This is a genomic window from Parapedobacter soli (assembly GCF_025460835.1).
GTDB classification, from domain to species: Bacteria; Bacteroidota; Bacteroidia; order Sphingobacteriales; family Sphingobacteriaceae; genus Parapedobacter; species Parapedobacter soli.
The window spans coordinates 37,846-55,590 of the sequence record NZ_JAMXAY010000001.1; the positions used below are offsets into that span (position 1 = coordinate 37,846).

The following is a 17,745-nucleotide window of genomic DNA, read 5'->3' on the forward strand; positions in this document are numbered from 1 at the left end:
ACGCAAATGACGACTGCCAAACGGATAATAGGCCTGTTGGGTATCTGCGCAACCCTTGCTTGCGGCGGCAGCGAACCGCGTGTACCCAACATCCAGCAACCCGAGCCGGACCCACCCAAAGCACGTATTTCGCTATCGTTCGATAACCTCTCGCGCCTCCGGGCCGACGGGAAGAAAGTGGTGAATACCCAAAACCAAGAAGTGGTATTACGCGCCGTGGGCCTCGGTTACTGGCTGCTACAAGAGGGTTATATGCTTAATCCGCACGACCAAAGCAAAGCGGCCAACCAGTGGCAGATGAAACGGATTTACTATAACGAAGGACTATCGGAAGCCGATGTTGAACATTTTTATGCCGAGTGGCGCGACAACTTTATCACCCGAAAAGATGTCGATTATATCGCCTCATTGGGCTTCAATTCGGTTCGGCTGCCCATGCATTACGATCTGTTTCTCACAAAGGAACAACGGGCGGTAAGACATGAGGTGATCCGCGGACAGATTACGCTTCTCGACTATACCAACACCTTGGCCACATGGTATGATGCGGGCAACTTGTTTGAACGCGACGACCTTGACGGATTTACAATCATCGACCAGCTGCTGGAATGGTGCGAAGCAAATAACCTTTACGTGGTGCTTGATCTCCACGCCGCCCCCGGCGGCCAGGGTACCGATGTGAACATTGCCGATGTGTTTGAGCCCAACCAATTCTGGCTGGGCCAAGATGGCCAAGGGAGATCCATCTACCAGGATATTACCGTAAAGTTGTGGGAGCACATTTCAAAGCGGTATATCGACGACGACCGCATTGCGTGGTACGACCTCATCAATGAGCCGAACAATGTGCCGCGGAACCAGTGGATACGCGATATCCACGATCGAATCGTCAACGCTATCCGTGCCAATGGCGATACCCACCTCATCATGATAGAGGGAAATGGATGGGGTAATAATTACAACGGCCTGCTGCCCGGCGACTTTACCAACAGCCAGAACCTGATATATAGTGCCCACCGGTATTGGATATCGGAGGCGGACGACCGGCAGGCCGACCCCGACCCTAACCAGATAAACCGCATCCTCAACTTGGTCAACTTCAGAGACCGTGTGAATGTACCGGTTTGGGTAGGGGAGACGGGCGAGAATACAAACGACTGGCTCCGCCAGAATATCCGTAAACTGGAAAATGCCGATATCGGATGGTGCCACTGGCCCCTCAAGCGGCACGATACCAACCCCAACGCGGCGCTCATGCGCATACACGGCAACTTCCCTACAGATGGTGCCACCGCTATGGATGTGGTGCTGGAAAGTATAAAGTTTGAGAATTGTATCGTGAATACGGGTGCCGTGGCAGCCGCCGCACCCATACATTATTAACTAACGATGATGGTTTCTGAAGCATTGGAAAAGCTCAATATTCTTTTTTTTGCTGCATTGGCATTGTTATCAACCGGATGCTCACCATCCCGACCGGAGGTGGAAAACTGGCTTACGAACACACGCAATGGGTCGGTATTGTTCGAAAAGCAACTGCCTATACCCTGGGATGCCTCCAACGATGTCGCCACCGTCACCATCGAAATAGATAGCAACCAACGCTACCAAACGATCGATGGCTTTGGCTTCACCCTCACCGGGGGCAGCGCCTATCATCTTATCCGGATGTCGCCCGACGTACGGGCAGCACTGCTCAAAGAGCTTTTCGATACCGAGGGCACCCACATTGGAGTGAGCTACTTACGCGTAAGCATCGGGGCATCAGACCTCAACGTATATCCGTTTTCTTATAATGACCTGCCCCACGGCGAGACCGACCCCGACATGGCGCGGTTTGATCTTGGACCCGACCGCGATGATGTCATCCCTATATTGAAAGAAATACTAGCCATCTATCCTGAGCTGAAGATTATGGGCTCACCATGGTCGCCCCCCAAATGGATGAAGACCAACAACGACACCCGCGGCGGAAGCCTGAGACCCATCTACTACCCGGCATACGCCAAATATTTCGTGCGATATATCGAGGAAATGCAGGCAGAAGGCATCCACATCGATGCGGTGACGGTACAGAACGAACCCCTCCACCCCGGCAACAATCCCAGCCTGCTGATGCTCGCCGACGAAATGGGCGACTTCGTGAAAAACCATTTAGGGCCCGCATTCGAGCAAGCCGGTATCACAACGAAAATCATCATTTATGACCATAATTGCGACCGCCCGGATTATCCAATCAGTATCCTGGATGACCCGGAAGCGAAAAAATACATCACCGGATCGGCGTTTCACCTTTATGGCGGCACCATCGACGCGCTCTCCGCAGTCCATGAGCGGCATCCCGACAAGGAGCTACACTTTACGGAGCAATGGATAGGTGCCCCGGGCGACCTCTCTACCGACATGCCTTACCACATCAAGCATCTTACCATCGGCGCCACGCGCAACTGGAGCAGAACGGTATTGGAGTGGAACCTGGCCAACGGCCCCGACCACCAACCCCATACCGACCGCGGCGGCTGCGACCGTTGCCTCGGCGGCATCACCATTGCAGGCAACAGCGTGACACGTAATCCTGCGTACTACGTGGTAGCCCACGCGGCCAAATTCGTGCGCCCCGGCTCCATACGCATCGCATCCAACGAAGTAGAAGGGCTACCAAATGTGGCATTCCGAACACCGGCGGGCAATACCGCGCTGATTGTATTGAACGAAGGCAATGTGAGCCAAACATTCAGCGTAAAAAATGGCAAAAAACAATTTAATGCAACGCTCCAGCAGGGAGCGGTGGCGACTTACATTTTTTAATACCGTATATACATGCAACAAAAGCTTTTCTTTATACTACCCCTCTTGGCGGCATTCGCATGGATGGCGTGCGACTCTAACCCCCATCCGAAAAATTTCCTTAAAGCCCAGGGCCACCACATCGTCAACGGACAAGGGGATACCGTCATCCTACGCGGCATGGGGCTGGGCGGCTGGATGCTCCAGGAAGGATATATGTTTAAGCTCGGCTTCATCGGGCAGCAATACCGCATCCGCGAGCATATCGAAGATGTGATCGGCACCGCCGAAACGGACCGGTTCTATGCGGAGTGGCTAGCCAACCACACCCGGCGGATAGACATCGACTCGATGGCAGCATGGGGATTTAACTCCATCCGGTTGCCGATGCACTACAACCTCTACACCCTGCCGGTGGAAGAAGAACCCGTGGCCGGCGAGCAAACGTGGTTGGATATCGGCTTTACCATGACCGACAGCCTGCTTGCATGGTGCAAGGCCAATAGCATGTACCTTATCCTCGACCTCCATGCCGCGCCCGGCGGCCAAGGCAACGACCTCAACATTTCGGACCGCGACCCGGCAAAACCTTCATTTTGGGAGAGCGAAGAAAACCGTACTAAGACAATCGCCCTCTGGCGCAAGCTGGCCGAACGTTACGCCCATGAAGAGTGGATAGGGGGGTATGATGTGCTCAATGAAACCAACTGGGGCTTTGAAGACTCCACGGATTTCCGCGGCATCGCCGAAAAAAGCAACGCTCCTCTACGCCAATTCCTCATCGATGTAACCCATGCTATCCGCGAGGTGGATACCAACCACATCATCTTCTTGGAGGGCAACGGCTTCGCCAACAACTACAACGGCATATTTCCCAAATGGGACAGCAACCTCGTGCTGAGCTTCCACAAATACGGCAACCCAAATGTACAAGAGGCTATCCAGCGTTTTCTAGACCTACGCGAGGAACATGATATACCGCTGTGGCTGGGCGAATCAGGCGAAAATTCCAACACTTGGTTTACCGAAGCCATCGAACTGTGCGAAACCAACGGCATCGGTTGGGCATGGTGGCAAAACAAAAAAATGGGCATCAACCAACCGTTGGAAATCAAACAGCCTGAAGGTTATGGAAAGCTACTGGACTATTGGGCAGGGGAAGGCGAGAAGCCTACCACGGCAGATGCGCTGCAAACACTGAATGAATGGCTGGAAAATCTTAAGCTAGAAAACAATATCTTCCACCGCGACGTGGTAGATGCCATGTTCCGCCAAATATATACACGCGACGCGATTCCCTTTGGCGAAAACCGGATTACAGCGGGCACCATCTTACCGGCAGTCGATTTCGATATGGGCCGGCAGGGGGCCGCATATTTCGATACCGACACTGCAAGTTACCACTACACACCGGGCATGAACACACAGGGCAACCGCGGCCGCAGCTACCGCAATGATGGAGTGGATATACAACCCGACTCGACAGGGCACCATATTTTCCATATTAAAGACGGCGAATGGCTGCAATACACCATAAACGTCATAGACGAAGCAATTACCAGTTTGTCGCTATGTGTAGCCAGCAAAACGGGAACCGGGCGCATTACGTTGCTTATCGACGGTCAAGTATTATCCGACCCTATCGCAGTGCCCGCCACCGGTGGCAGCCAGCAATGGGCCTATATACCGATAGACATCCCGGAACTGACAACAGGGAAACATGTATTGCGGGTGCGCGCCGATATTGGAGGTTTCAACTTCAAATCGATTGCGTTTGGGAAGCAGTACTAGTCGATCCTAAGGAAATCGCCGTTCTTGTCAAACTTCAGGTCCATTTTCAGGGCATCACTACCCGGCCGAGTATATCGATATACAGCCTGATACCTTCACCTATCTCATCAAGATGGATGAATTCGTCGGCCATGTGGGAACGAGCCGAGTCACCGGGGCCAAGCTTAAGTGACGGGATATCCAGCAGTGCCTGGTCGCTCGTGGTGGGAGAGCCGTATGTAGTGCGTCCCAATGCCAATCCAGCTTGCACAACGGGGTGGTCTTTGGGTATGGACGATGGCTTGAGCCTCACGGACCTGGGCTTCACTTCGCAGCTTACGTGTTGGCGGATAATATCCAGTACTTCTTCGTTCCTGTAGGCATCGGTAACCCGGATATCCACCACAAACTCGCATGTAGCCGGTACCACGTTGTGCTGTGAGCCGGCATGGATGACGGTGACACTCATCTTAATGGCACCAAACTCTTCAGACTCCTTAGGGAAGCGATAGGTGATAAACCACTCGATATCCTTCAACGCTTTATAAATGGCGTTATCGCCCTCTTCGCGGGCCGCGTGGCCGGCCTTGCCGTGGGCGGTGCAGTCGAGCACCATCAACCCGCGCTCGGCAACTGCCAGCTGCATCAACGTAGGTTCTCCCACAATCGCGAAATCTAGCGGGCCCAAGTCGGGGATTACCAATTCCAAGCCGTTGGTACCCGAAATCTCCTCTTCGGCGGTAGCGGCGATGCAGAAGTTATAACGGAGTCCCTCTTGTGGATAGAAATTCAGGAACGTCGCTATCAGCGACACAAGGCACCCACCGGCATCGTTGCTGCCAAGGCCATACAGCTTACCATCGGCGATATCGGGCGAAAACGGGTTTCGCGTGTATCCGGTATTGGGCTTAACCGTGTCATGGTGGGAGTTGAGCAGGATAGTCGGTTTATTAGCATCGAAAAACTTATTAAAGGCCCACACGTTGTTCATCTTCCGGAACGTGCGTACCCCCCGCTGCTGCAAAAACCGCTCTATCGTATCTGCCGTCTGGTTTTCCTCCTTACTGAACGAGGGGATACGGATGAGATCGCGTAGCAGGTTGGTACTATCCTGTATTAACTTTTCAATCATTATAGAGTCCTCCGGCTTTGCGTGCAGAGAGCTTGATCCCTTTGATGAAGGCCGAGCTGAATCCATTGTGCTCCATCTCATTCAATCCTGCAATGGTACAACCCTTGGGTGAGGTCACTTTGTCGATCTCCCCTTCAGGGTGGCTATTTGTCTGCAGCAGCAGGTCTGCTGCGCCTTTGGCCGTCTGTACTGCCATCTTCAATGCGTCGTGTGCATGGAACCCGATCTCTACACCTCCCTGTGACGCTGCCCGGATACCCCTCAGGAAAAATGCGATGCCGCATGCACACAGTGCTGTTGCCGAAGTCATCAAATCCTCATTGATTGTAACAACGGCACCCACCGTTTCGAAGAGTTTGGTTACACGCTCCAGCTGCTCGTCAGACGCATTGTCAGAGGCGATACACGTCATCGATTGGCCGATAGCGATTGCCGTGTTGGGCATTGCACGGATAACCTGGACGTTATTGCCCAGCTTATTGCGAACATCTGCGCAGGTAACTCCGGAAATAACCGACACCACCAGCTGCCTCTCGGGCGATATGGCCGGTGCGATTTCTTCGAGCACACCTTTTAGCTGCTGTGGCAAAACTGCGAGCACGACCACGTCGGCATCATAGATGGCTAACTTATTGTTATCACTCACGTTGAACCCTTTTGCAGCCTCTTCGCTCAGCGATTTAAGGTTACGCCTCGTCAATGTGATGTTTTCTGCCGGGCAATAAGCCTTGTTAACCAGTCCCCTGGCCAACGAAAGGCCGATGTTGCCACTCCCGATAATTGTTATTTTGTTCATTTTATCTATTGTCTATTGTCTCACGTCTCTTATCTCACGTCTCTTGTCTCACGTCTCTTGTCTCACGTCTCTCTTGTCTATACCAACCGCGTCCCGAAGCGCTGCTCGTGCAGCAATTGGAGGTTGTCGGCGTTACCGATGTACACCTCACGGACCCCTTTCCCGATGGCACCAAAAGCGTTATGCAGCTTGGGTATCATCCCGTCAGCAACCACTCCCTTTGCCACCAGCCCCTCAAATTCCGAAGCCCTTATTTCGGCAATGGCCGAGGAATTGTCATTCACATCACGAAGTACGCCCGGCTTCTCGAAGCAATACACCAATGAGGTATCATAGTGTGACGACAGCGCAACGGCCAACGCCGACGCAATGGTATCCGCATTGGTATTAAGTAACTGCCCCCGCCCGTCGTGGGTAATAGCTGAAAATACCGGAATAAACCCGGCGTTTATCAACGCCGTTATTGTCCCATCATCCACGGATGTAGGTAGGATGTCGCCAACAAAGCCATAATCAATCTCCTTGACAGGGCGTTTCACAGCTTTAATGCTATTGCCATCGGCGCCACTCAAGCCCAATGCATTGCAATCTCGGGCTTGCAATCCGGCGACCACCTGTTTATTGGTTAACCCCGCATAAACCATGGTGACCACACGTAGCATGGCCTCATCAGTGATGCGCCGCCCTGCCACCAGTGTAGCTTCTATACCTAGGTCGGCCGCCATCCGCGTAGCAATCTTTCCGCCACCATGCACAAGCACCTTCCGGCCTCGGAGGGTCGCAAAGCGATCCAGGAAACGGCTCAGACTTTCAGGGTCGTCGATAATATTACCACCAATTTTAATCACCCACAATTTATCCGCCATAGCCATTATCAGTTTTATCTCGTCCGTTAATTTCCTTCAAGCATACGTTTCAACACGGCTTGTGCTGCCCAGACGCGGTTGCCCGCCTCCTGGATCACCAGCGACTGCGGCCCATCCAGTACCTCACTTGCCAGCTCCAGATCACGGCGGACCGGCAGGCAATGCATCACTTTGGCACTATTCGTCACCGCCAACTTTTGATTATCCAGCATCCATTCCCCCTGAACCGGCAAAATCTGTCCATAATTATCATAAGATGACCAGTTTTTCACATACACGAAATCTGCTCCTACCAACGCTTCATCCAACGAATTTATCGTCGCTGCTCCCTTCGTAAACATCTCGGCCAGCGCATAGCCCTCGGGGTGGGCAATGGTAAAATCCACTATGCCTTCGGCTTGGGCCCTACACATCCACTCCGAAAACGAATTGGGAACTGCCTGCGGCAGTGCCTTCACATGGGGGGCCCATGCCAGCACGACCTTCGGCTTCTGTGTACGCTGCCAATGTTCGTGTATGGTAATCAAATCGGCGAAGCTCTGGAGGGGGTGCCGTGTGGCACTTTCCAGGCTGACGACTGGAACACCGCAATGTTTGGTGAACTTGCGGAACAGGTCTTCGCTGTAATCCTCGTCGCGATCCGCCAACTTCGGGAACGACCGTATCCCCAGCACGTCGCAATACTGCCCCATTACCGCCGCAGCCTCACGGATATGTTCTACGGTATTTCCATTCATGGCCACGCCGTCGCGCGTTTCGAGCGCCCAACCATCCTTGTCCATGTTCATCACCATCACATCCATCCCCAACTGCAGGGCCGCCTTTTGGGTGCTTAGGCGGGTGCGTAAACTGGGGTTGAGAAAAACAAGCCCCAACGTCTTGCGCTTACCCAAATGTTCATAGGCAAACGGTGCCCGTTTCAAGGCCAGCGCCTCTGCGAGCATGTCCGACAGGTCAGGTACGTCTGCTACCGAAAAAAATTGTTTCATTCGTCTATTCTAATTTATCTGTCGATGGCTCCAAAGAGCCGGCATCTTCCGCTTTTTTCAATTAAATTCCCTAAGCCGCTCATCCAATGCTTCAAGAAAACGATCTGCGTGACCGCGTGTCATCCCCAACGCCGGGAGCAGCCTAATCACATTCGGTTTCGCTTCGCCTGTGAAGATACGGTTTTTGACCAACAAATCTTTTTTAACGGTATCCAGCTCGGCAGGCAACTCGATTCCAATCATAAGCCCCCTGCCGCGTACCTCTTTTATCTGCTCAAATGCACGGAGTTCGCTGATGAGGTAGTTCCCTACGTCGGCGGCATTCTGCATGAGCTTTTCGACTTCCATCACCTCCAATACCGCCAATGCGGCCGCACAGGCTAGGTGGTTGCCCCCGAAAGTGGTTCCCAGCATACCGAACCATGGTCTGATCTCGGGTGAGATTACTATACCACCTATGGGAAAGCCGTTGCCCATCCCTTTGGCCATGCTGTAAATATCGGCGGAAATCCCGGCATAGTCGTGCGAATAAAACGTTCCCGTCCGGCCATAACCGCACTGCACCGAATCGGCGATAAAAATAGCTCCATACTGGCTTGTCAGTCTGCGGATGCATTGCAGGAACTCCACCGATGCCTCCCGGATTCCCCCGACCCCTTGAATACCTTCGATGATGACAGACGACACCTCGTCGCCATACGCCGCAAACGCTGCCTCCAGCGCTTCCACGTCGTTGAACGGCAGGAACGTAACGTTGTCGGTTTGGTTAACAGGAGCCACTATTTTCGGATTGTCTGTGGCCGCCACAGCCAACGAGGTACGGCCGTGAAAAGCCCCCTTAAACGCGATAACACGCTTACGGCCGTTATAAAACGACGCCAATTTAAGGGCATTCTCATTGGCTTCGGCACCCGAGTTGCACAAAAACAGCTGGTAGTCTGTTTTGCCTGAAATACGCCCAAGCAGATCTGCCAGCTGCCGCTGCAGCAAAATCTCGACGGAATTGGAGTAAAAGCCGATACGATTTAACTGCTCGGAGATGCGCTTCACGTAGTGTTCGTGGGTGTGGCCAATGGAAATAACGGCATGGCCGCCGTACAGGTCGAGGTATTCATTGCCATCCGCATCCCAAACGGTGGAACCCTTGGCCCTCACAATGGGGATGGGGTTGATTGGATATACATCAAAAAGGTTCATATCTATTCAATAAAAGTGTAAAATTATCGATTTCCCCGCTATAGCAGCATAAAAAAACCCGTTCTTTTCAACAAAAAACGGGTTCAACGTATTTGGCAATAATGCTGCCTAGCCTTCTTTCTCTTTATCTTCCGGTGTTTCGTCCGTTTTGCTCGCTTCGTCTGTCGCATCGGCCGCTTCGGTCGCTGCATCCGGCTCTCCTGCCGACTCAGCTTCCACATCAGCGGCAACCTCGGTGTCGGCAGCTTCTGCTGCTACTTCTTCAACCTCGGCCGCTGATTCTTCAGCAGCAGATGGGGTAGCAGCGCCGGCTTTCTTTTTACCGCCGCGTCGTCGGGTAGACTTGCGTTCTTTAGCTTCACCGTCTTTCTTATAGATCTCATTGTAGTCTACCAACTCGATGAAAGCCATTTCTGCATTATCACCCAATCGGTTTTCCAACTTGATGATGCGTGTATAACCGCCCGGACGGGTTGCCACCTTCTCTGAAATCTCACGGAAAAGTATCGTTACTGCTTCTTTATCTTGCAGGTAGCTGAATACCGTGCGGCGCGAATGCGTCGTATCGTTTTTCGACTTGGTGATCAATGGTTCTACGTATTGGCGCAGTGCTTTCGCTTTGGCCAATGTTGTGGTAATCCTTTTGTGCTTAATCAGCGAGGTCGCCATGTTAGACAACATCGCCTTGCGATGACTTGCTGTGCGCCCTAAGTGGTTGAATTTTTTTCCGTGTCTCATTTTCTTTTTAAAATTTGTGCATACCGTCCTTTTTTTGGAACAAGGGTTAACGGACAAAGGAACAAGGACATCATTTCACCTTGCGATCCAATAGTCTTTGTTCTTTTAATCTTTGTTCTTTGTTCCTAAATAAGGGGAATTATGCAACAGGTCGCTATTAATTAAATTTACTCTTCGTCGAGCTTATACTTAGATAAGTTCATTCCGAACGACAAGCCTTTCGATTTGACAAGTTCTTGGATTTCACTCAGAGATTTCTTTCCGAAGTTCCGGAACTTGAGCATATCGGCCACGTCGTAAGTTACCAATTCGGCCAGTGTGCGGATGTCGGCAGCTTTCAAGCAGTTCAATGCCCGCACAGACAGGTCCAAATCAACAAGCTCCGTTTTCAGCACTTTACGCATGTGGAGAATTTCTTCATCCACCACTTTAGTCTCTTCCTTGGCTTGCGATTCCAGCAACATATTCTCGTCGGAGAACAACATGAAGTGTTGGATCAGTATCTTGGCAGCCTCTTTCAAGGCATCCTCAGGGTGGATAGAACCGTCGGTAGAGATATCCAACAGCAGCTTTTCGTAGTCTGTTTTCTGCTCTACCCGATAGTTCTCAATCGTGTACTTGACGTTCTTTATCGGGGTAAAGATTGAATCAACAGCAATTATGCCAACCGGCCCGTCAACCACCTTGTTTTCCTCTGCATTCACATAGCCTCGGCCTTTACCGATATTAAGTTCGAGTTCCAACGTAACCGAACTCTCCATATTGCAGATCACCAAATCCGGATTCAATACGGTAAAGTTGTTTGAGAAGCTCGTAATATCACCGGCAGAAACCTGATCCTGTCCGTTGATTACCATGAAGACCTTTTCATTGTCGCCCATTTCGCCCGTTTTCTTGACGCGGACTTGCTTAAGGTTCAAAATGATTTCGGTAACGTCCTCCACAACACCCTTAATGGTGGAAAACTCATGCGATACACCCGAGAAACGAACCGACGTAATTGCATATCCTTCCAGCGAGGACAGTAGAATACGGCGTAAAGCATTACCGATTGTCACACCGAAACCCGGTTCCAATGGGCGGAATTCAAACGTGCCATCGAAATCTGTCGATTTCTGCATGATAACTTTATCAGGTCTTTGAAATGCTAAAATTGCCATTTATTTACTCTTAATGATTGTTTACAAAAAATGCTATACAACAAACGTAGCACCCCTAAACAGGTCGTGCTGCGCTCGTGTGTTACTTATTTGGAGTACAACTCCACAATTAAGTTTTCCTTGATGTTTTCCGGAATTTCAGTACGATCCGGATAGTTCAGGAATTTTCCAGACAATTCGTTTGCATCCCATTCCAACCAGCTGAACTTGTTGATCTTTCGCCCTGCAACAGCGTCGGTCACCGCTTCAAGTGATTTGGAACGTTCACGTACTGCTACAACATCACCCGGGCGAAGGCTGTATGAGGGGATATTTACCACATCACCATTTACAGTGATATGCTTGTGCCCAACCAGCTGGCGGGCGGCAGCACGTGTAGGAGCAATGCCTAACCGGTAAACGGTATTATCTAAGCGGGCTTCCAGCAATTTGAGGAAAATCTCACCGGTAATACCTTGTTTAGAAGAAGCTTTCGCAAACAAGTTAGCAAACTGACGCTCCAACACACCATAGGTATATTTCGCCTTTTGTTTCTCCAGCAATTGGATAGCGTATTCCGATTGCTTACCTCTACGCCTAGAGGAGCCGTGTTGCCCCGGCGGATAGTTCTTACGTTCTAACGCTTTGTCTGGCCCGAAAATAGGTTCCCTGAATTTACGGGCAATTTTTGACTTTGGTCCTGTATACCTTGCCATATAATGATTGGTTTTAAAGTATCATTCAGCCTCTAGCTGAAGAATCTTAGCTTTAAAAATTTAGTGTATTATACTCTTCTACGTTTGGGGGGGCGGCAGCCGTTGTGGGGCAAAGGTGTGATGTCCCGGATGGCAGTCACCTCAATTCCGGTGTTTTGCAACGTACGGATCGCAGACTCCCTGCCCGCTCCGGGGCCCTTAACGAAAACCTCCACTTTGCGTAATCCCAAATCGTGAGCAACCTTACCACAGTCTGAAGCCGCCTGAGATGCAGCATACGGGGTATTTTTCTTAGACCCCCTAAAGCCCATCTTGCCGGCGCTAGACCAAGAAATGGCTTGCCCTTGGTTGTTCGTAAGCGTAATGATGATATTATTGAAAGTCGCGTTGATATGTGCTTGCCCAACCGGCTCAATGGTAACAACGCGTTTTTTGCTTACTTTTTTACTTTTAGCCATTATATTCGTTCAATTATTATTTTGTAGCCTTTTTCTTGTTTGCAACTGTCTTCCGCTTGCCTTTACGGGTGCGTGAGTTGTTCTTGGTACGCTGACCGCGAACCGGCAGGTGCTTACGGTGACGCAGTCCACGGTAGCAACCGATATCCATCAGCCGCTTGATATTCAACTGGACTTCCGAACGGAGCGCGCCTTCTACTTTAATCTCCTCAGTGATGATACCGCGGATAGCGCCCAGCTGCTCATCGTTCCAATCCTGTACCTTCACATCATAATCGATACCAGCTTTATCTAAAATATGTTGCGCTGTGGAACGACCGATCCCGTAAATATAGGTGAGGCCTATCTCTCCTCTTTTGTTTTTAGGTAAATCTATACCTGCAATCCTTGCCATATAATATGTTAATAATTTACGATTTAGATACCCCTTATCCCTGACGTTGCTTGAACTTAGGGTTCTTCTTGTTGATTACAAAAATTTTACCCTTTCTACGGATAATCTTGCAATCTGCGCTACGCTTCTTTATGGACGCCCTGACTTTCATGATCTTATGTTATTTTATCAGTAGGATATTCCCACTCTATTTATACCGATATGTTATTCTTCCTTTTGTCAAATCATATGGAGACATCTCCAATTTCACCCGGTCGCCAGGTAAAATCTTAATGTAATGCATCCTCATTTTCCCCGAAATATGGGCAATAATTTCATGCCCATTTTCCAATTCCACGCGGAACATGGCGTTGGATAATGCTTCTTTAATGACTCCGTCTTGCTCAATCGAGGCTTGTTTAGCCATATAGTCTTGATTATTATCTAATTATACCCCTGCACAAACAGGGTTGCAAAGATAACCAAAAAAAGTTGAATGTCAATTCTTTTTCCCCAAAACTTCTTCAATATACGCGAACGACGTCAGCACATCGGGCGACCCCTTTTGGATAGCCACCATATGTTCATAATGTGCTGATGGTTTACCATCAACGGTGCTCACTGTCCACCCATCGTCCCAAAACTTCACCTGCGCTCGGCCCAGGTTAATCATTGGCTCGATACAGATCACCAGCCCTTCCTCAAGCTTGCTTCCGGTACCTCGCTTCCCATAGTTGGGGACCTCGGGCTTTTCATGCAACTTGAACCCAACGCCATGCCCTACCAACTCCCTTACAATACCGTATCCGTAATGCGTTACGTGATCTTGCACGGCATAAGCTATATCGCCTACGCGCTTGCCCGACACGGCTTGGGCAATGCCCAGATTGAGAGCCTCAAGGGTTACGCTGAGCAATTTGCTCACCTCCCCAGTCACTTCGCCAACCGCAAACGTGTAGGCTGAGTCGCTGATGTATCCGTTCAAATCCACGCCGCCATCGACAGAAACGATATCCCCATCGCTAAGCTCGTAATCGCTGGGAATACCGTGTACAACCTGATCGTTTACAGATATGCACAGCGAATTCGGAAATCCGTTATAGTTAAGGAATGCCGGGCGTCCACCGTGGTCGTGGATATAATCATGGGCTAGCTTATCTAACGATAAAGTGGTAATACCGGGCCGGATGACCTTGGCGATTTCACCGAGCAACTGCGAAAGTACGGTAGCCGACTTCCGCAGTTGTTCAATGTCTTCAGCAGATTTATAATATACCTTAGACATGTAAAACTAGATGACTGACTGCGTCGTGCCGGTATTTATCGCGGAGGCGCGCCCCTGGATCCGACCGGTTTTCATCAATCCGTCATAATGGCGCATCAACAAATGGCTTTCTATTTGCTGCAGCGTATCCAATACAACCCCAACTAAAATCAGCAACGATGTTCCGCCGTAGAAATGAGCAAATTGATTGTTCACCCCAAACAAGCTAGCTATTGCTGGAAATATAGCCACAATCGCCAAGAACAGTGACCCCGGGAACGTGATCTTTGAAACTACACCATCGATATAGTAGTTGGTGGCCTGTCCCGGCTTAATACCTGGGATAAACCCACCGTTTTTCTTCATGTCTTCCGACATCTGCTGCGGGTTAACCATAATCGCCGTGTAGAAGAATGTGAAGGCTATGATTAAAATGGCGAACACCACGTTGTACGCAACCGATGTATAGTTACTCAGGGATGTTAAAAAGGAAGACTGCAAATCGGGAAAGAACTGCCCAATGCTCATCGGCACAAACATGATAGCTTGTGCGAAGATAATAGGCATGACACCCGCCGCATTAACCTTTAACGGGATATATTGACGCACCCCTCCGTATTGTTTATTACCAACAATTTTCTTGGCATACTGAACGGGTATCTTACGCACGCCCTGCACAATGAGAATCGTAAAAATCACTACAAAGAACAAGGCGACAAACTCGAGCAGTAAAGGAATAGGTCCGCCACCACCGGTACTCATCCGTGAGAACCATTCAGCCGTAAGGCCGCTGGGCAATTGTGCGATGATACCTACCATGATGATCAGCGAAATACCGTTACCGATACCTTTATCAGTAATCTTCTCACCAAGCCACATCACAAACAGCGTACCCGCCGTCAACACGAATGCCGACAATATAGTAAACATTGGGTCGGCAATCATCTTGGCACCCGCATCAATCTGCGTGCGCACGTATGCGATTGATTGCACCAACGTAATAGCCAACGTAAGATAACGGGTAATTTGTGTCATCTTTTTACGGCCACTTTCACCCTCTTTCTGCAGCTTTTGGAAGTAAGGAACAGCTATACCAAGCAACTGAACAACAATGGAAGCCGAGATGTAAGGCATTACACCCAACGCGAAGATAGCCGACCTCGAAAACGATCCGCCCGCAAACATATCCAACAATCCCAATAACCCTTCCTTAGCCTCATGTTGAAGCGCCGCAGGATTAACACCTGGCAATACTATATGACATCCGATACGATAGATCAAGAGAAGTAACAGCGTATTCAGGATACGCGTCCTCAGATCGTCGATCTTCCAAATATTGGTCAAGGTTGTTATTAGCTTCTTCATGAATTAAAGTTTTACAACCGAGCCTCCTGCTGCTTCTATTGCTTGTTGTGCCGTAGCTGAAAATGCATGTGCTTTCACGTCCACCTTTGCGGTCAACTCTCCCCTGCCCAAGATTTTCACCAAATCCTTCTTTGAAACCAGGCCATGCGATGTGAGTGTATCAAAATCAATGGCCGACAGCTTAAACTTATCTGCCAGTTCTTGCAATACATCGAGGTTAACACCTACATACTCTACGCGGTTCCGGTTCTTGAATCCGAATTTCGGCACACGGCGCTGCAATGGCATCTGCCCGCCTTCAAACCCAACCTTTGTGCTGTGGCCCGACCGCGACTGCGCACCCTTGTGGCCGCGCGTTGACGTACCGCCACGACCCGAACCCGGGCCGCGCCCCACGCGTTTACGAGTCTTTACTGATCCTGCTGCTGGCTTTAGATTACTTAAGTCCATTCTTTCAAACTAATATTGTGTTGTACCTTCGCTTTCACTATACAGGTACAACGATTAAACGTATGTTATACCTGTTCTATTGCCACAAGATGATTCACCTTGCGTATCATTCCAACGATCGACGGCGTAGCTTCCACTTCTATGGTGTGGTTGATTTTACGCAACCCCAACGCTTGGATCGTCCGCTTCTGGCGCTCGCTCCGGTCGATGACGCTCTTAATTTGGGTAATTCTGATCTTTGCCATGTGATTATCCGTTAAATACCTTGTTTAAATCAACCCCGCGCTGCTGAGCTACGGTATATGCATCCCGCATTTTCAACAATGCGTCTATCGTTGCCTTAACCACGTTGTGCGGGTTGGATGATCCAAGTGACTTGGCCAATACATCCGTTATCCCGGCACTTTCCAGTACTGCACGCATTGCTCCACCGGCCAATACGCCGGTACCATGCACTGCTGGCTTAATCAACACATTACCGCCTGAATACTTGCCGTGCTGTTCGTGGGGTACCGTACCTTTGATGATGGGCACCTTAATCAGGTTCTTTTTCGCATCATCAATCCCTTTTGTAATGGCTTCGGTAACCTCCTTGGCTTTACCAAGACCGTATCCTACCACACCGTTTTCATCGCCTACAATTACGATGGCCGAAAAACTGAATGTACGGCCACCCTTGGTTACCTTGGCCACCCGCTGGATGCTCACCAAGCGATCCTTCAATTCAATTTCGCTTGACTTTACTCTTTTTATATTGCTCAATGACATGTTCTTGATTAATTAAAAATCCAAACCAGCTTCCCGGGCTCCCTCGGCTAGCGATTTCACACGGCCATGATATAGATACCCATTACGGTCAAAAACTACTTTATTAATCCCGGCTGCTATTGCTCTTTCAGCAACCAGCTTCCCAACCGCTTTGGATTGCTCTATTTTGCTTCCAGGTGAATCGAAATCTTTGCTGTGGGTCGACGCGGACACTAGTGTTGTTCCGGCTTTGTCGTCAATCACTTGAGCATAGATACCTTTATTACTCCGATATACTGACAAGCGTGGGCGCTCGGCCGATCCTGAAACACGTTTCCTGATCCCTTGTTTTATACGTGCCCTACGCGATACTTTATTTCCTGCCATGACGATTACTATTTTTTAGCTGCCGATTTACCTGCTTTCCTGCGCAGTTGCTCACCGGCGAATTTAATACCTTTTCCTTTATATGGCTCCGGTGCACGCAGTGACCGTATCTTGGCTGCAACCTGTCCCAACAACTGCTTGTCGATAGACTCCAGTGTAATGGTTGGGTTCTTTCCCTTTACTGCGGTGGTCGAAACCTTAACTTCCTTCGGTAGGATGAATACCACCTGGTGTGAAAATCCGAGGGTCAAATCGAGCGTGCTCCCCTGAGAGCTAGCACGGTAACCTACACCTACCAACTCTTGGGTGGTGCTGTAACCTTCGGTAACGCCTACGACCATATTGTTCAGCAGTGACCGGTACAAACCATGCAATGCTTTATGACGTTTCTGGTCTGTAGGACGCTTCACCAGTAACTGGCCGTCTTCCTGCGAAACCTTGATATCCGAATCCACCTGTTGCGTCAACTCGCCTTTCGGCCCTTTAACTGTCACCAGGTTCTTGTCAGACACGGTAATCGTCACCCCAGCTGGAATGGCGATCGGTGCTTTTCCTATTCTTGACATGCTGT

Annotated in this window: 22 protein-coding genes; 3 read left to right on the forward strand and 19 right to left on the reverse strand. The window is 50.1% G+C overall.

Going from position 1 to position 17,745, the window contains the following annotated elements; all coding sequences use genetic code 11:
• Positions 1 to 6: 6 nt before the first annotated feature.
• Genes NGM62_RS00140 through NGM62_RS00150 form a run of 3 tightly spaced genes read left to right on the forward strand, consistent with a single transcriptional unit; the run spans position 7 to position 4,578 of the window.
• Positions 7 to 1,383 (forward strand): glycoside hydrolase family 5 protein, encoded by a 1,377-nt coding sequence (locus NGM62_RS00140; RefSeq protein WP_262244973.1) that lies wholly within the window; start codon positions 7 to 9, stop codon positions 1,381 to 1,383.
• 6 nt (positions 1,384 to 1,389) lie between these two features.
• Entirely contained in the window at positions 1,390 to 2,808 is a 1,419-nt protein-coding gene (locus NGM62_RS00145) for a glycoside hydrolase family 30 protein (protein WP_262244974.1), read from the forward strand.
• Between the two features lie 12 nt (positions 2,809 to 2,820).
• Positions 2,821 to 4,578, forward strand: coding sequence for a cellulase family glycosylhydrolase (locus NGM62_RS00150; protein WP_262244975.1), 1,758 nt, complete (start codon positions 2,821 to 2,823; stop codon positions 4,576 to 4,578).
• A 46-nt stretch (positions 4,579 to 4,624) separates the two neighbouring features.
• On the opposite strand, the gene NGM62_RS00155 is transcribed toward NGM62_RS00150, so the two are convergent.
• The 19 genes from NGM62_RS00155 to rplF form a co-directional block, all read right to left on the reverse strand.
• A complete protein-coding gene (locus NGM62_RS00155; protein ID WP_262244976.1) occupies positions 4,625 to 5,689 on the reverse strand; it encodes a M20 family metallo-hydrolase in 1,065 nt (354 codons plus the stop codon).
• The gene (gene proC, locus NGM62_RS00160; protein ID WP_262244978.1) at positions 5,682 to 6,485 is read right to left on the reverse strand and encodes a pyrroline-5-carboxylate reductase; all 804 of its coding nucleotides are present in this window, start codon (positions 6,483 to 6,485) and stop codon (positions 5,682 to 5,684) included. Before proC ends, NGM62_RS00155 begins: the two co-directional genes overlap by 8 nt.
• A 77-nt stretch (positions 6,486 to 6,562) precedes the next feature.
• Positions 6,563 to 7,351, reverse strand: a complete 789-nt coding sequence (argB, locus tag NGM62_RS00165; RefSeq protein ID WP_262244980.1) for an acetylglutamate kinase — start codon at positions 7,349 to 7,351, stop codon at positions 6,563 to 6,565.
• A 26-nt stretch (positions 7,352 to 7,377) separates the two neighbouring features.
• Positions 7,378 to 8,340: an acetylornithine carbamoyltransferase gene (locus tag NGM62_RS00170; protein ID WP_262244982.1), complete on the reverse strand. Its 963-nt coding sequence runs from the start codon at positions 8,338 to 8,340 to the stop codon at positions 7,378 to 7,380.
• Positions 8,341 to 8,397: 57 nt separating this feature from the next.
• On the reverse strand, positions 8,398 to 9,537 hold the full coding sequence (locus tag NGM62_RS00175) for an aspartate aminotransferase family protein (protein ID WP_262244984.1): 1,140 nt from the start codon (positions 9,535 to 9,537) through the stop codon (positions 8,398 to 8,400).
• 108 nt (positions 9,538 to 9,645) lie between these two features.
• Complete coding sequence (gene rplQ, locus NGM62_RS00180) at positions 9,646 to 10,275, reverse strand: 50S ribosomal protein L17 (protein ID WP_262244986.1); 630 nt, start codon at positions 10,273 to 10,275, stop codon at positions 9,646 to 9,648.
• Between the two features lie 167 nt (positions 10,276 to 10,442).
• Complete coding sequence (locus NGM62_RS00185) at positions 10,443 to 11,435, reverse strand: DNA-directed RNA polymerase subunit alpha (protein ID WP_262244989.1); 993 nt, start codon at positions 11,433 to 11,435, stop codon at positions 10,443 to 10,445.
• Between the two features lie 86 nt (positions 11,436 to 11,521).
• A complete protein-coding gene (gene rpsD / locus NGM62_RS00190) occupies positions 11,522 to 12,130 on the reverse strand; it encodes a 30S ribosomal protein S4 (RefSeq protein ID WP_262244990.1) in 609 nt (202 codons plus the stop codon).
• Between the two features lie 68 nt (positions 12,131 to 12,198).
• Entirely contained in the window at positions 12,199 to 12,588 is a 390-nt protein-coding gene (rpsK, locus tag NGM62_RS00195) for a 30S ribosomal protein S11 (RefSeq protein WP_262244992.1), read from the reverse strand.
• 16 nt (positions 12,589 to 12,604) lie between these two features.
• The gene (rpsM, locus tag NGM62_RS00200; protein ID WP_262244994.1) at positions 12,605 to 12,982 is read right to left on the reverse strand and encodes a 30S ribosomal protein S13; all 378 of its coding nucleotides are present in this window, start codon (positions 12,980 to 12,982) and stop codon (positions 12,605 to 12,607) included.
• A gap of 34 nt (positions 12,983 to 13,016) precedes the next feature.
• Positions 13,017 to 13,133 (reverse strand): type B 50S ribosomal protein L36, encoded by a 117-nt coding sequence (ykgO, locus tag NGM62_RS00205; RefSeq protein WP_262244996.1) that lies wholly within the window; start codon positions 13,131 to 13,133, stop codon positions 13,017 to 13,019.
• 36 nt (positions 13,134 to 13,169) lie between these two features.
• The gene (gene infA, locus NGM62_RS00210; RefSeq protein WP_013665023.1) at positions 13,170 to 13,388 is read right to left on the reverse strand and encodes a translation initiation factor IF-1; all 219 of its coding nucleotides are present in this window, start codon (positions 13,386 to 13,388) and stop codon (positions 13,170 to 13,172) included.
• Between the two features lie 72 nt (positions 13,389 to 13,460).
• Positions 13,461 to 14,246, reverse strand: a complete 786-nt coding sequence (map, locus tag NGM62_RS00215) for a type I methionyl aminopeptidase (RefSeq protein ID WP_262244999.1) — start codon at positions 14,244 to 14,246, stop codon at positions 13,461 to 13,463.
• Positions 14,247 to 14,252: 6 nt separating this feature from the next.
• The gene (gene secY, locus NGM62_RS00220) at positions 14,253 to 15,590 is read right to left on the reverse strand and encodes a preprotein translocase subunit SecY (RefSeq protein WP_262245000.1); all 1,338 of its coding nucleotides are present in this window, start codon (positions 15,588 to 15,590) and stop codon (positions 14,253 to 14,255) included.
• A 3-nt stretch (positions 15,591 to 15,593) separates the two neighbouring features.
• The gene (rplO, locus tag NGM62_RS00225; protein ID WP_262245001.1) at positions 15,594 to 16,040 is read right to left on the reverse strand and encodes a 50S ribosomal protein L15; all 447 of its coding nucleotides are present in this window, start codon (positions 16,038 to 16,040) and stop codon (positions 15,594 to 15,596) included.
• A 65-nt stretch (positions 16,041 to 16,105) separates the two neighbouring features.
• Positions 16,106 to 16,285, reverse strand: a complete 180-nt coding sequence (rpmD, locus tag NGM62_RS00230) for a 50S ribosomal protein L30 (RefSeq protein WP_262245002.1) — start codon at positions 16,283 to 16,285, stop codon at positions 16,106 to 16,108.
• Positions 16,286 to 16,289: 4 nt separating this feature from the next.
• Positions 16,290 to 16,808, reverse strand: coding sequence for a 30S ribosomal protein S5 (gene rpsE, locus NGM62_RS00235; protein WP_262245004.1), 519 nt, complete (start codon positions 16,806 to 16,808; stop codon positions 16,290 to 16,292).
• 12 nt (positions 16,809 to 16,820) lie between these two features.
• Positions 16,821 to 17,174 (reverse strand): 50S ribosomal protein L18, encoded by a 354-nt coding sequence (gene rplR / locus NGM62_RS00240; protein WP_262245006.1) that lies wholly within the window; start codon positions 17,172 to 17,174, stop codon positions 16,821 to 16,823.
• A gap of 8 nt (positions 17,175 to 17,182) precedes the next feature.
• Positions 17,183 to 17,740 (reverse strand): 50S ribosomal protein L6, encoded by a 558-nt coding sequence (gene rplF / locus NGM62_RS00245; protein ID WP_262245009.1) that lies wholly within the window; start codon positions 17,738 to 17,740, stop codon positions 17,183 to 17,185.
• Positions 17,741 to 17,745 lie beyond the last annotated feature (5 nt).